At 50.5% G+C, this 14,485-nt stretch carries 15 protein-coding genes; 8 read left to right on the top strand and 7 right to left on the bottom strand.

The genetic code is table 11. The annotated features are described in order from the left end of the window. Positions 1-3 precede the first annotated feature (3 nt). The 5 genes from rsgA to B7989_RS14370 all read right to left on the bottom strand — a co-directional run bounded on the left by rsgA (position 4) and on the right by B7989_RS14370 (position 3,417). Positions 4-1,164: a ribosome small subunit-dependent GTPase A gene (gene rsgA, locus B7989_RS11965; protein WP_088628713.1), complete on the bottom strand. Its 1,161-nt coding sequence runs from the start codon at positions 1,162-1,164 to the stop codon at positions 4-6. Then, complete coding sequence (locus tag B7989_RS11970; protein WP_088628714.1) at positions 1,154-1,429, bottom strand: hypothetical protein; 276 nt, start codon at positions 1,427-1,429, stop codon at positions 1,154-1,156. The genes rsgA and B7989_RS11970 overlap by 11 nt, the downstream gene beginning before the upstream one ends. A 329-nt stretch (positions 1,430-1,758) precedes the next feature. Next, on the bottom strand, positions 1,759-2,802 hold the full coding sequence (locus B7989_RS11975) for an FISUMP domain-containing protein (protein WP_088628715.1): 1,044 nt from the start codon (positions 2,800-2,802) through the stop codon (positions 1,759-1,761). Positions 2,803-2,917: 115 nt separating this feature from the next. Then, a complete protein-coding gene (locus B7989_RS11980) occupies positions 2,918-3,187 on the bottom strand; it encodes a hypothetical protein (protein ID WP_088628716.1) in 270 nt (89 codons plus the stop codon). Between the two features lie 2 nt (positions 3,188-3,189). Continuing rightward, entirely contained in the window at positions 3,190-3,417 is a 228-nt protein-coding gene (locus B7989_RS14370; RefSeq protein WP_088628717.1) for a DUF4258 domain-containing protein, read from the bottom strand. 182 nt (positions 3,418-3,599) lie between these two features. Here B7989_RS14370 and B7989_RS11990 point away from each other — a divergent pair, with 182 nt between their 5' ends. The 4 genes from B7989_RS11990 (at position 3,600) to purF (ending at position 8,105) form a co-directional block, all read left to right on the top strand. Then, positions 3,600-4,493 carry a geranylgeranylglycerol-phosphate geranylgeranyltransferase gene (locus B7989_RS11990; protein ID WP_088628718.1) on the top strand — a complete coding sequence of 298 codons (894 nt, stop codon included), beginning with the start codon at positions 3,600-3,602 and terminating at the stop codon, positions 4,491-4,493. Between the two features lie 597 nt (positions 4,494-5,090). Further along, a complete protein-coding gene (locus tag B7989_RS11995) occupies positions 5,091-6,347 on the top strand; it encodes a hypothetical protein (RefSeq protein WP_144265049.1) in 1,257 nt (418 codons plus the stop codon). Between the two features lie 10 nt (positions 6,348-6,357). Then, positions 6,358-6,507: a hypothetical protein gene (locus tag B7989_RS14030; protein WP_158212915.1), complete on the top strand. Its 150-nt coding sequence runs from the start codon at positions 6,358-6,360 to the stop codon at positions 6,505-6,507. A gap of 212 nt (positions 6,508-6,719) precedes the next feature. Continuing rightward, positions 6,720-8,105, top strand: a complete 1,386-nt coding sequence (gene purF / locus B7989_RS12000; RefSeq protein ID WP_088628720.1) for an amidophosphoribosyltransferase — start codon at positions 6,720-6,722, stop codon at positions 8,103-8,105. A 54-nt stretch (positions 8,106-8,159) separates the two neighbouring features. On the opposite strand, the gene B7989_RS12005 is transcribed toward purF, so the two are convergent. Further along, on the bottom strand, positions 8,160-9,080 hold the full coding sequence (locus B7989_RS12005) for an NAD(P)-dependent oxidoreductase (RefSeq protein ID WP_088628721.1): 921 nt from the start codon (positions 9,078-9,080) through the stop codon (positions 8,160-8,162). Between the two features lie 217 nt (positions 9,081-9,297). On the opposite strand from B7989_RS12005, the gene B7989_RS12010 reads away from it, so the two are divergent. The 4 genes from B7989_RS12010 (at position 9,298) to B7989_RS12025 (ending at position 12,568) form a co-directional block, all read left to right on the top strand. Then, a complete protein-coding gene (locus B7989_RS12010) occupies positions 9,298-10,332 on the top strand; it encodes a D-alanine--D-alanine ligase (protein ID WP_088628722.1) in 1,035 nt (344 codons plus the stop codon). A gap of 154 nt (positions 10,333-10,486) precedes the next feature. Then, the gene (gene tsaB / locus B7989_RS12015; RefSeq protein WP_088628723.1) at positions 10,487-11,119 is read left to right on the top strand and encodes a tRNA (adenosine(37)-N6)-threonylcarbamoyltransferase complex dimerization subunit type 1 TsaB; all 633 of its coding nucleotides are present in this window, start codon (positions 10,487-10,489) and stop codon (positions 11,117-11,119) included. A gap of 29 nt (positions 11,120-11,148) precedes the next feature. Beyond that, a complete protein-coding gene (gene rimI, locus B7989_RS12020; protein ID WP_088628724.1) occupies positions 11,149-11,592 on the top strand; it encodes a ribosomal protein S18-alanine N-acetyltransferase in 444 nt (147 codons plus the stop codon). After that, entirely contained in the window at positions 11,585-12,568 is a 984-nt protein-coding gene (locus B7989_RS12025) for a YdcF family protein (RefSeq protein ID WP_088628725.1), read from the top strand. The genes rimI and B7989_RS12025 overlap by 8 nt, the downstream gene beginning before the upstream one ends. A gap of 37 nt (positions 12,569-12,605) precedes the next feature. Here B7989_RS12025 and B7989_RS12030 read toward each other — a convergent pair whose 3' ends face one another. Next, positions 12,606-14,372, bottom strand: a complete 1,767-nt coding sequence (locus B7989_RS12030) for a glycoside hydrolase family 9 protein (RefSeq protein WP_088628726.1) — start codon at positions 14,370-14,372, stop codon at positions 12,606-12,608. Positions 14,373-14,485 lie beyond the last annotated feature (113 nt).

The raw sequence follows: 14,485 nt of genomic DNA on the forward strand, positions 1-14,485 counted from the left end.
AACCTAGTTCCTAGAATTCAAAATTCTCAAATAACTCGCATAGCGGGCCCGCGAAAGCTTGCCCGATTCCACCGCTGCGCGCACAGAACAGCCCGGTTCCTTCAGATGCTTGCAGTTGCTGTACTTGCAAGTAAACAAGTCACCCTCGAAAAATCCCGGGAAAATCTTCGCCAAAGTCTCGCCGTCCATGTCATCATCACCGTCGGCAAGACCAATGCTCCTGATCCCCGGCGTATCGATCACGTAGCCGCCACCCGGGAAATCGAACAGGCTCGAAGAAGTCGTCGTATGCCGACCCTTTCCGTCGCGTTCTCGCACGGCACCCGTTTCGAGTTCCGCACCCGGTACCAAGGCATTCACCAGCGTCGACTTACCCACGCCGCTCTGTCCGCTGAACACAGACGACTTGCCCAGGAGTTCCTCGCGCAGGCGTTCCAGGCCCACACCCGTCTTCACGCTCACAGGAATCACCTTGTCCACGATACTCATGAAGTCGCGGATATCGTCGTTCAGGTCAGTTTCGCCATTCGGCAGCAGGTCCATCTTGGTCAGCACCAGCACAAACGGCAAGTTGTTCAGGTTAGCCGCCAGCAAGAAGCGGTCCATAAATCCGTAGTTGAATTCCGGCTGCGTCACGCTCGCAACAATCACCACCTGGTCAATGTTCGCTGCCAGGGTGAGCTTACGCCTAAAGCTATCGCGGGGACCGGGGCGCTTGAGTTCGCTCTTTCGCGGGAGCACTCGCACCACGCAATACTTCTGCGAGCCAACGCCTTCGCCAGAATCTTCGTCTTCGTTCACCTGCCCCAAAAGCACGCGGTCACCCACCGCCGGGAATTCTCCCAGCGCCTTCGAAGTCGTCGCACGGTACATGGCCGTGACAGTCCCTTCTTCCGGCAAGCGCACTTCGCAAGTGCGGCGATGCACTTCGACCACCAAGCCCTCGACGCAATCCTTCTCGTCGATCTTTTCGAGCGGATCCTTGATTTTCTTGATACGGGGATTCTTGAATTCGCGACTGAAACGCTCCTTGACCGGGCGCTCGTCTACCACGCCCGATTCCAATTCACGCATCACGTCAATACGCCTGCTGCGGTGATCGCGGCGGGTCGGCTTTACGCGACGGAGCGGTTCCGGTTCGTCATCGAATTCGTTATTTAGCATCTTTCTTGCAATTTAAAAAATCCGGAAGCGTTTCCTGGAGTTCTTCTTCTGAAACAGGCCTATCCTGACGAATGGACTCCATTAAAAAATGAATCGCCTTGAGTCTTCCATTACATTTTTCGATACAGTTGTCGTAAAAGCCCTTCGTTTTGTAGTCGCCTTCGTTGATATGCTCCGACGCATACAGAAAATGCTCCACGCATATCGAAAGTTGCTCGGCTTCCGCCCGCAAGTCCACAAGATTGCTTTTGGTAAAAAACGGCATACCGCAAATATAGTAAAAGGGGGACGCCTCCCCCTACTTGCAGCCCCGTCTCGCCGGGTCTTCCAGTACCCTCTCTGCGGGCGCTCGCCGCCCCGCAACGCCCCGGCCTCAAAGCAGCCCACGGCTCCAGAGACGAGCTCGTTTCGCTCACATGGATTCGGCCTTCGGCCTCTAATGTTCGCTCAACGACTCATCTTCTTCCGCCTTAGGGCTCACTGTCATGCCACTAATTTGTCTTCCCCGCGAAGGCGGGGATCTCCTCTCCTATCCGAGAAAGGAGCGTTTATCAGAAAGCGCACCGGCTCAGCCTGCTCCGCATCAATAAAGGATTAGTAATCCTTTACGCAACGAACGCTATAGGGAATATGCTTCCCTAAATGATCATTATTCCCAAGCCAAACATAATTTTCCACAATGGTAACCACATAAGTTCCAATAGAACTAGACTCATTAGGAAGCAGAAAATTTGCTTGCCCCCAATTCAGTTCATACGCTCTCATCGTGAAAAGCACAGACATTCCAGAAGAATTAACATATCGATTATTCAATTCCCAATTCGCTTTTGAAACCAAATCTTGTCCAGCAGACGACGCAAAGTTTTTCCACTCATAACCGTTCATGATATGCCAGCCATCTGGACAAATTCCCTGATGTATGCGGGTGTAGCCACCAACGGTATCTTTCCAAAGAACTGAATCATATTTGGCTGGCAACCCCATTGCCTCACTCCAAGCATATTTTCCACCCCAACCATTATTACAAAACCATTCATCGTTTAGATCACAGTATTTTTCCACCTTGTTGTCATCGCGTACAAGGACGCTAGTATCTATCATCACCCCGTAATTCAAGTTTTGGGCAAAGACCTCTATTGTTTTATCAGAGCCGTTACGATCAATCAAAATTGTCGTCCGATACACTTGATGATCGCGAGGATCTTCAAACTCGCTATAGATAGGATCATACTCCGTAGCAAAAAGGCTATCCATATTGGGATAAACTTTAGGCAAATCAACATAGACAATTGTATCTACAATCCAGTCGTTATTTTCACAACGATAGTATTTTATTCCCCATTCTTTTACAACCGTATCCCGATCACCTTCGTTACAAAAAAGATACACGCTACTACTTGACTCCACCACCGACGAACTACTATTCTTACCGCTTACAGAACTAGAAGAGGATTTCTGCTTTTCTACTGATGAACTAGAATTTTTCGAACCCTTAGATGACGAGGATTGGAGATTACCACTCGAAGACGAATAATCACCGGCCGGTTCTGGGGAAACAGAAGAGGAAGAATCGTCTCCGCATGCAACAAGCATTGTCAGGAGAACGGACAAGACAAGAACGCTTTTAAAAATCTTCACAGAACCTCCAGTAACCTCAATCGTTTTTGACAAATTTAGTTAAATGTCGCAGGAATTGAAAAAGCCGACCCCAAGGATCGGCTTCGAGAGCTTCGTATGATTTGCAACCCGACCACTATGCAACTTCTATGTCAAGTTTGCTTTCGGTATAGCGTTTGACCACAGAATTAAGCAGAGTCTGGTACGGAATGCCGACGCGTTCAGCCTTCGCCTTGAACGCTTCCAAAACGCCCGGATCAAAACTCGTCCCGACTTTAGTCTTGCGTTTTTTAACAATTGCAATGGCTGTTGCCATCGAGGGTGCCGGAGGCATAGCGGTACCGGCATTACCGCCTGTTTCTTCGTACTCTTTCTCAAGAGCCAAAGCAAGTTCCTTGTTCGTCATAATTACCTCCTCGGGAAAAGCGTAATCAGTGTATCCGTGAGCGCATTATAGGCCAACCTAAATTTGCGTCCATCAAACAAAGTATCTACCAAAATCACAGAGCTGTCAAGATCAGATATTCTCCAAGATACGATGGGACCATTGGAATCAAAGAAAGACCTTACCTGTTCTTCGGAAATACCTCTCTCGTCCATTCTCTGTTTTGCGTGTTCGCTAATTATTATGTTCATAATATATATTTCTATCTAGATATTGTCAAGATATTCCACTTTAGAGTGAAATTGATTCACCCCTCTTTACTATCACGCTTTTTTGGGCCACTTGAATACCATTTTCGATTGTAAAATTTTCAACAAAGCCGATCAGCGGAAGAAGAACCTTTCGTTTCTACAAATATTTCTATATTCACGCCATGCTCCTAGCGCTCGTTAAAATGTCCCGGCCGGTGAACATCGTGATTGCGATGGTCACGCTTGTGATTGGCTACTACCTGCTTTCGGCATTGCCCACGACGGCGGGCGGTATCGAATGGATTCCGTTTATTTTGCAGGCGTTCGGTTTTGCATTTGCAATTGCCTTTGCGAACATTCAGAACGACATTTGGGACTTGGATAGCGACCGCCTGAATCGCCCGGAGCGTCCGCTGGTGAGCGGAGAGGTTTCGGTGGCGGCGGCGCGGAGGGCGTGGATTATTCTTCTTGTGCTCACAGTTGCGGCGGGCCTTGCCGACAGCCTGATGACCAAGACGAACTTCACGGCTTGCATTTTCTTTGTGCTACTCAGCGCACTTCTGGTCGCCTACAACAAGTGGCTCAAGCACATCCCGCTTTTAAAGAACATGACAGTCGCCTTCCTTTGCGCAACACCCCTGATTCTCTGCCTGTTCTACCCCACAGGCCTCAAGGAATCCATCGAATCGACGCTTGGAATTTCGAACAAAATCGGACTTCTCTACCCCGCGATGCTGTTTGCGTTTTTGCTCACGACCGCCCGCGAAATCTACAAGGACCTGGAAGACGAAACCGGCGACCTCAAGGCTGGCATCATGACGTTCCCGCTGATTGCAGGCGCCCCCACCGCTAGGCGCCTCGCTGGCCTCATTTGCCTTTTCACCTGGGCCATTTTACCGCTGCCTGTCGCGCAGGGTTACTACCCCATGCTTTTCTTGATTATCACCGGAATCGCCTTTACCCCCGCCGTCATCGCGATTCTCGTTTTTGCAAACAAGCGTAACTACCGAAACGCTCAAAAACTGGTGAAAATCGCCATGTTCGCGGGCCTTATCGCCCTCGTTGTAAGCTGCTAAAAGCCTCCTTACTCAAAAAAAAATACTTTATCCCGAACCAAAACGGTAAGTTTTTTATAACTTTCATTTGCTTTCCACTTTAAAGGAGGAGATATGAAAGTCACAAAGATAATCCTGGCATTACTGTTTTTACCCCTTGGAGCATTCGCCCTAGACCCCCCGATAGAACCGATCGATACGGTTTATGTGTCTAACGAATCCGATTTTGAACATAAATATTCTTACGAAGGCTGCTGGACTCAAGACGAAAGCACAGTCTACATATTAAACAAAGACGTGACATTATCACAATGTCTTCTTATTTCGGTAGCAACCACTACCACCTTAGACCTTCATGGGTTTAGACTAACACGCGATTCGCTAAACCATTCGAATGAACAAAAAGGAGAAATTTTCGTCGTCAACGGCGCACTAATAATCGAAAATAACGATGAGTCGCGGAATGGCGGAATAATTGGAGACTACGTTACAAATACAAATAATGCTCCTGCAATTTTAGTCAATGGCGCCATGTTCCTGCAAAAGGGATTTATCCGATCTAATAAAGATGTAGATCCGGTCATTAACGTACAAGGAGACCTTAAAATAGGCGGAGGAATGATTTACGCCAGTGATATAGGGATTGTAGCCCAAGCCGGTTCAAAAGTCAACATGAAGGGTGGTTCAATTGATGCAAACAACAGAGGCATCATCGCAAACAAAGGCTCCAAGGTGACCATTTCCGGTGGGTCAATCTATGTAAACTACGCCGTAGAAGCTTTCGAAGACATCGATATTTCCGGCAATCCTCATTTTTACAAGACCGACGCAATCGTCCTGTCCAACGGAAAGAAAATCAATATTGTAGGCGAATTAAAAAGCGATGCCATCATCAACCTGAACATCGCAGAACCTTTGTCTGACAAAAATCCGAAGATTGCCCTTTCCACAAAATCGGAATACGTTACCAAAGACGCCATCAATAATATCTTCAGACATGTCACAGGAACAGCAACTGGTTACGAATTATACGCCTATAACAACACGCTCATGTTGAAAAAGGATTATCCCGCCATCCGATACATCACCGAAGACGGAAAAACAATCGCATTCATCGACGGCGACTACTACGGTTCCATCGGCGAAGTCGAAGCTAAAACAGTTGACTCCGTCGTTTTCGAAAGAAAGTTCCCTCTTTCAGCAAACGGATACTCCACGATTATGCTCCCCTTTTCAGCCAAGTTGAATCAACTCAGCGGAGTCAAGAATATCTACTATTTCAGAGGTGTCGAAGAAGTCAACGGCAAAATGGAAGTCCAAGTTCAAAACTTAAAAGATGGAGCCGAAGATATCAGCCAAGTAGAAATCCAAGCTTACAGGCCATATCTCATTCAGATGGAATCCGATACCCTTAAAATTAAAGGTGCAGTAGAAATAAAGTCAAATAACTCCTATACTGTAAGCAGTAGTGGTCTTTGGTTTTTTAATGGCAACGACGAATTCTTAGAATTTACATCAGAGCATGTTGCGGGTGACAACATTTATGGATTTAACGATCAAGTCACAGAAAACTTTAAAACAGCAGGCCAGTTCGTCAAAATTGGTACCGGAGCCGCAATACCACCCTTCCGCGCATTCATATTTACCAGAGACATTTTCGGTCCCGAATTCAAGGAAACGAAACGCCCCGCCACCATGGACGTAGTCATCGTCGAAAGTACCAATGGCAACGAACACACGACAGTTATCGGGCGCATCGATACACGCACCGGCGAATTCAAGATGAACCGTAACTACGACCTCAAGGGCCGCAAGCTGAACGGCACACACCAAGCCCGCGGTGCCTACTACGGCAAGAAAGTTTTAGTGAAATAAGGAGGACACTATGAGCAACGAACAGAAAAAGAATTACTTCGCCCCCGAAATGAAGGAAATCAAGCTCAAGAACCAGGCCCACCTGCTACAAAGCAGCGAACCCTACACAGGCCTGCTTTCAGCGGTTGATTCCTCGTTGGACAAGTCCGACAAGGCATAAGACTCTTTTACACAAAACGTAAGTTTTACAAGAAGGTTTTACACAAGTTGTAAAACCTTCTTGTTTTGCAATTTGAATTTTGGCGTTTTTAAGCCAAAATCGCCAAAATGGCACATTTTTTGCTTTACAAGGGCGGCCGCTTCCTTGCTTGCACCCGTCTGGGTGGGCTGTGACCTTCGAGGTAGGGGAAGCATACATTTCAAAGAGGCGTTATGCTCGACGAATTGCACGAAGAATGCGGCGTGATCGGCATTTACAATGGCGACACTGTCGTAAGGAATATTACCATGGGGCTTTACGCCCTGCAACACCGCGGGCAGGAAAGTGCCGGATTCGCGGTCACCGACGGAGACAAGATTCGCGTCCGCAAGTCAATGGGACTTGTATCGACCCTTCTCCGAGAACACGACATCAATGAATTTGACGGCTTTGCAGGCATTGGCCACGTGCGTTACAGCACCACAGGCGCCTCAACGCTTGCCAACGCGCAGCCGATTCTGGTGAGTTGCAAATGGGGCCAGATTGCAGTCGCCCACAACGGAAACATCACTAACGCCGCCGAGCTCCGTGCCGAAATGGAAGCCGACGGCCATATTTTTCAGACGACATCCGATTCCGAAATTCTTCTGCACGAAATCGCGCGCACCGAGGCCGCAGACCTAGGTGAAGCCATCAAGAAGGCCGTCACGAAATTTACCGGCAGTTTCTGCCTTGTTTTCATTAGCAAAGACTCCATGTATGTGGCCCGCGACGGATTCGGATTCCGCCCGCTGTCGCTTGCACGCATGGGTAAAGCCTGGTGCGTTGCCAGCGAAACCTGCGCCTTCGACTTGCTGGGCGCTCACTATATTCGCGACATCCAGGCCGGCGAATTCCTGACCATCACCAAGAACGGGCTGCACTCCGAACGCTTCGTGCAAAAGGACCGCTTGGCCCACTGCATTTTCGAATACATCTACTTTAGCCGCCCCGATTCCAAAATTTTCGAACAGAGCTGCGACAAGGTCCGCCGTAAAATGGGCAAGCAGCTCGCCAAGGAATGCCCGGTGGATGCAGACATCGTGATCTCGGTACCCGACAGCGCTACTACCGCCGCGCTCGGCTACGCCCAGGCGAGCGGTATCCGCTTTGAAATCGGCCTGCTCCGTAACCACTACGTGGGCCGTACCTTCATTGACCCCACGCAGAACGTGCGCGAACAGAAGGTCAAACTCAAGTTCAACCCCATCGAAGGCGTGCTCAAGAACAAGCGCGTCTGCGTCGTGGAAGATTCCATCGTGCGCGGCACCACGCTCAAGATCCTTTCCAAGATGCTGCGCGATGCCGGTGCTTTAGAAGTGCATATCCGCATTGCATCGCCTCCGGTCGCACACCCGTGCTTCTTCGGCATGGATTTCCCGAGCCAGGGCGAACTTGCCGCAAGCTCCATGACGCCTGCCGAAATCGCCAAGATGCTCGGCGTTGAAAGCCTTGGCTACCTAAGCGTCGAAGGCATGAAGGAATGTACCGGCGAAGGCGAAAACTACTGCGCCGCCTGCTTTGACAACGACTATCCCGACTACATCGGAATAGACACGACAAAGACCCGCTGCGGTTAAAAGAAAAAGCGAGAGCATTTGCTCTCGCCTTTTTTATTTTCGTCTAAAGCCAAATTAAATCTGGTTATATGTCCACTTGACGTGATCGAGCATGAACTCGTGAGCATCAAAGGCGAGCCCGAACTGTTCCTGGATCTTGCTCACGTCAAAGAGCATGGGTTCATCGCCCCAACCGAGGTCCGTTTCAATGATTTTGGACTTGCAACCGGGCTTCATCGAGACCATCATTTCGGCGATTTCCTTCCAGCTCATCCAAACTTCGCCAAGACCGAGGAAGATTTCTTCGTTCTTGTCGGATTCAAGCACGCTCAGGTAAAGCTGAGCCTGCTGGCTTGCGTGAATGAACTGCGTACCGTCATTCTTGATGATATTGATGTCGCGGTTTTCCTTGACAGCCTGCGCCATCGAGAAGAATCGGCGGTCCGGCTGAGAGCAGCCATCGGGCCAGGCGGGGTTACCAAACGTATAACCCGGGCGAATAATGTTGCGGGTCATCTTGACTTCGGGGAACTGCGTTCCATAGCCATGGGTAAAACCCAAGACAAAAGCTTCGCCAGCGGCCTTGGTAGCACCGTAAAGGTCCATCGGCAAGTTGCTCGTCACTTCGCGCATCGAGGGGCGCATACGGCCCATTGCCGCGGTACTGCTGGTGTAAATAAACTTCTTGCAACCGGCCTTTGCCGCATTTTCAAGCAGCATCACCGTTGCGCGGGTATCGTTAGCAAGCATCGTGCTCGGGGTATCGCCCCAGCCCAGGGCAATATGGATGCAGGCGTCACAGCCTTGGAGTCCTTCGGCCATCAGGTCAAAATCGGTCAGGGCGCATTCCACGAACGAGACATTGGAATTTGCCTTGAGTGTCGGGACCTTATTGGGGTGCCTGGTCGCAATCACGACTTCGTGACCCTTTTCCAGAAGGGCCTTGACCACGTAGTGGCCTATGAATCCAGTTCCACCTGTAACGAAAACTCGCATACATATACCTCTCTATACCTACAAAATACAAACCTTTTGCAATACAGGCAACCTAGTTTATTAAAAAATGTGGAATGAGTGATGTGGAATGTAAAATGAGCTATCCATTGTCCATTATTAATTACTCATCTCACATTTCACATTAACCATCGTCTACCGCCTTCTTTCTACTATTTTACTACATTATTCACAAAGATTTTTACTAAAGAGGTTTATAATGGCTCGTTTGCGCGTACTCGTTTTAATGGGTGGCCCGTCCACCGAACATGATGTTTCCGTTGTCAGTGGCACCGGCGTTGTTCGTGCCATGAACCCGGACCGTTACAACATCCACCCGGTGCTCATCGACAAAGACGGCACCTGGCACTGGTCTTCCCGCGAACTTTCCCCCTACCAGAAGGACAATTTCTCGGTGAACTACTTCCGCGGACTCGAAGGCACTGCCGCAAACTGCAAGAAGAGCCCCGCCCTTTCTGAACTCCCCGATGCCGACATCGCCTTCCTCGCCCTGCACGGCAAATGGGGCGAAGACGGCCACATTCAGGCCTTGCTCGAAAACTGGGGCATCCCGTACACCGGTTGCGGCCTCCTCGCATCAGCCCTTGCCATGGACAAGGTGAAGTCCAAGGAAATCTATAAGGCTAACGGCATTCCGACTCCGCCGTACCGCGTGATTTGGAAGCATGACTTCACCGGCGACACGCTCGTATCCGTTTCCGACGAGCTCGGATTTCCGCTGGTGATCAAGGACCCGCTGGGAGGTTCCTCCATCGGTATCGGTATCGCCAAGGACTTGGACGAAGCCGGCAAGATTGCCCAGGACCTGTTCAAGGATTCTAACCGCCTGCTCTGCGAAAAGTTCATTGCCGGCGAAGAAGCCAGCTGCGGTTACATCGAAGGCGAAAAGCCGCTTCCGCCGACCGAAATGCGCATGACCACCCGCGAATACTTCGACTTTGAAGCCAAGTACAACGGCGAATGCAAGGAAGTCACTCCGGCCGAATTCGACCCGGATCTCACGGCCCGCATCCAGGAACTCGTGAAGAACGCCCACTACGCCTTGGGCGGTGCCGGCTACAGCCGTACCGACGTCCGCATCACCAAGGACAAGCAGTTGTTCGCTATCGAAACGAACACGCTCCCGGGCATGACTCCCACGTCGCTCTTGCCGCAGCAGGCTGCCTGCAATGGCATTACTTACAGCCAGCTGATTGACTTGATTATCGACAAGAGCCTCTACATCAAAAGATAAAGTTGGTAGAACTTAGTTGGTAGAGCTTAGATAAGAAAAACTCTTCTAAGTTCCCACCTAAAGGTGGCCATGTCCACCTAAGTGCTAAAGCACTAAGTGGCCAAAGGTAAGCTCTAAGTTCTAAGCTCTAAACTCTAAGTTCTAAATTCTAACTATGTTCGACTTATTTGTAGATACTTCGCGCAAGGGAATCTCGATGGCGCTTCTGGAATCGGGCGCCGCCGACCCCCGTTACTTTGAATCCATTGACGAGGCGGCGCGCGGAGAAACCGCGTCTGCCATGCTCGACGTCTTGCTTGAAAAGGCAGGCGCCGCCCTCGACCAGGTCACTCGCGTCATGGTGACGCTCGGCCCCGGTTCTTTCAGCGGACTGCGCACGGGAGTCGCCTTTTGCGAAGGCTTAAGCTTTAGCGGCAAGCGCAAGCTCTACGGCGTTTCTACGTTGCAAGCCCTCGCCTGCTTTGCCGACGCGCCCGAAAATGCGGCAGTTGTCATCCGCGCCCGCAAAGGCTACTGGTACCTGCGCCTTGCCGACAACGAAAGCTTTATCGAGACCGCCCAAGTGGTCGACGCCCTCAAGGCAAATCCGGTAAAGACCGTCGTCGTAGACGAGGCCGTCCTCGCCGACGAAACATTGCCTGCCGTATTCAAGGAAATCGGAGCCGCGACGGTTCTCGACAAAGGCCGCCCACTAAGCGATTGGGCCAAGTTGTTCGATTCGGTCACCCCGAGCTTGATGCAAGAAGCAAACTACATTCAACCGTCGTACTTCGAAAAATTGCACTGAGTTTGCCCAAAACCTCTAGGAACTGCGCCATGTCCATTCGCAAAATGAATTCCGCCGACATTCCTGCCGTACTGAGGATTCAGGGCGAACTTGCGTTTCAGGACTGGAACGAACGACAATACGAACAAGAAATCAAGGCGCCCTACACCTACGCCGTCGTTTACGAAAGCGAAGGCGCCATTGAAGGCTACGCCGTATTTCACTTGCTGGGCGCAGATTCCGAACTGCTCTCGATTGCCGTAAGCAACAGCGCTCAGCGCAAGGGAATCGGCACGCAGCTATTGCATGCAGGGCTTTCGCAACTCGATCTAGACAAGTCCGACTGTTGCTTTCTAGAAGTCCGCGAGAACAACATCAAGGCACGCAACTTCTACGAAAAGCACGGATTTAATTTGTTCGGAATTCGCAAGAAATATTACGCCGATGGCGAAAATGCGGCGCTTTACCGCACCGAAGGAGCTCAAATTGGCTAAGCTACCCACCAAAAAACAGATTCAGAAAAAGAAAATCATCCTAAGCGCAGTCGCTGCCGCTTTCGTTTTCTTGATAATCGTCTTCTACATGGTCATGACACGAAGCGGTCACTGGCTTGTCGATGACGATGAATTCGAACATGTAAAGTGGGCCGTGGTTCTAGACGGTCAATCCGCCGACATGGAACGCATTGACCTCGCCGCCGAACTCATGGCAAGCGGAAAGGTCGATTCCGTGCTCATACTCGGTCGCCGCATTCTCCGCAACCGCAGCAACGCCGAATTCTATCTCGAAGACTTTATGCGCCTCGGCAGCTTCGACAGCAACGCCGTCTATATCGCTCGACACGACGACCCTTCAACAATCGGCGAAGCCTACACCATTATCCCCTGGCTCAAGCAGCACAATGCCGACACCGTCTTGCTGATTACAGGAGCCGCCGCCACGCACCGCGTCAAGCGCATTTTCAACGTACTCTCGGGCGAATCTCCGGTTTACCTGACCACTGATATTCACCACTACCAGTATAACGCGGATTCCTGGTATTCCAGCCGCGAATCCCGCAAGGAATGGCTCCGCAACTGGCTATCGCTCGCCGCCTCCTATTTCGATTTGCTCCCGGCAGGCAACCTCACCGAAGCCGATTCTTTCTACTACAAGCCCATTGTTTCGGCCAAGGAATACGAAGCCGAAAAGAATCCCGTAGTCGATTTGCAATCGCTGCTTCCGAAGGTCAAGGAAAAGTTGGAAGAACCGGTGGAACTCCCCAAGGATACGCTCGCCAAGGACACGATCGTCAAGGACACCACCAAAAAAGAATCCGCTAAATCCGACAAAAAAGAAACTGACAAGAAAGAAGCCGACAAAAAGGATTCTGACAAGAAGGATTCCGCTAAAAAAGATTCTACCAAGTCAGAGCAGAAATCCGAACAGAAAAAAGAATCTGACTCTAAAAAAGATTCCAGCAAAAAATAAAACAGGCTAAGCAACCTGTTTCAATTGGACAGAACTATTATTCGGTGCAAAGCAACGCGAGCACTGCAGTAAGCGGCGCATTCCAGTTAATGGCCGTTTCGTTACTTGCAAACGAGATGCGTTCATCCGTATATGAAAAGCCAGAAGCTTCACCCGGATAATGCGGCACCACATTCGGCGTACGGTGCATGTCCTGGCGGTCGCTGTTGATGCCACCCACCAAAAGTCCCGGAATCGGTTCTTCCACGCCATCGGAATGGCTCAAGCGGTGGTGCGGTTCTTTCGGCGAACTCCAGGCAGAGCCCGTCACAAAACTGACGTCTACCGGATTGCGTCCGTAAATGTAATTCACCAGTTCGCGGCACCAGAAATCGAGCGACATACCGCCCAGGCTAGGAGCCCAGCGCTTTACGATTGCAAGCGTCAGCGCGTGGTTTGCAATATCGCCATTGCTCCCCCAAATGAACCGGCGCACGGGAATGCCGTAAGCGTCGGATCTCTGCAAGTCAATGATTTCGCGGGCTGTCATGGCAAGAGTGGTGCGGGCAGAAATGCGGAATTCTTCGTCCTTATCTTGCAAGGCGAGCGCAATCCAGCCAAAATTCTGGGTATCGCGCCAGTCCAGGCAAGACTTGGGCGGAATTATCGTCATGTCTTCCAGGAGCAGCGGGCGCAAGCTTTCGGCGGTAAGGCCTTCCACCGCTTCGCCGCGGGCCAGCAATTCGCGGTAAAGCATCGCGCGGGCCCAGAAAAATTCGTCTTCGGCATGTTCGTCGCCGTAACCGCCACTGCCTTCGGTATTATGCGGCCAATCTTCAAACGGGCGCGACACCGCCCAATTGTAGGCCTTTACCGCGGCTTGCAGGCAGCGTTCTGCGAACGCCGTATCGCGTTTGCGATACACGCGCGAAGCGGCTGCAAGCGAGCCCGCAAAATTCAGCGTTGAGGTCGTCGACTTTCCCAGAATCATGCGCTTTTGCAAAATGTCGGAATCTTTAGGAGAAACAAAGCCGTCCCAATGTTCAGGCGTCACCTTAAAGAACACACCGCCATCGTTGTCCTGCATGCGCAAGAAGAATTCAAGTTCAAAGCGGACTTCGTCCATCAAGCTGTACATCTTGCGACCATCGGGACCAACCACCGGATCAGCCGAATTGATGGCCTTGTAGGCGCGATTGTCGCTCGCGGAATCCGCAATCAATTCGCAAGCGAGCAGCAACGTCGCAACAGACACGCCGCCATTCACAATGTACTTGCCATAATCGCCGGCATCGTACCAACCACCGTGGGCATTCCAAGTTCCTTCGCGATTCATACTCGGATGGAACCCAATGCAATCGTCCAGGTGAGCCGCAGGCCTTGCCCACTTGCCCGCAAAATCGGGAGTCAAGTCTACACCGCTACGCTGGTAATAAAAAGACTTGATGTTAGCGAGCAATTGGCGGTAAAGCCATTCCGTCGAAATCTCAAAAGGTTCGGTTTCAAAAACCAAAGCCTCTTTTTCGGCAACATTTTTCTTCAAAATCTGGATAAAAAAGATTCCCGTTTGAGAAACACCCGAGAAATCACCAGACCAAAGGGTTTCGCCGGTATATTCGCAAACGCCATGATGTTCAAAAGAACCCTCCACCAGAGAGCCTTCCCACATGGTCGACATATCATCGCAATGCAAGCGTCTTACAACACGGAATTTATAGGAATCAGGGCCTTCGCTGGCGGATTTAAACTCCTGCGGATTCACAAAGAAAATCTTTGCCGCGTCGGGAGCATAACCGACATGGTTGTAGCGAACAGGAATCTTCATATGACAAGAATAGTTATTCATAATACTATTCTCTAGCTCCCTTGTATACATATCTGTTTACCGCTGCAACCGCGCATATTCCAAATCCATCCCTAATGATAACGAACTATAGC

It is taken from the genome of Fibrobacter sp. UWB5 (assembly GCF_002210295.1).
Classification (GTDB): Bacteria; Fibrobacterota; Fibrobacteria; order Fibrobacterales; family Fibrobacteraceae; genus Fibrobacter.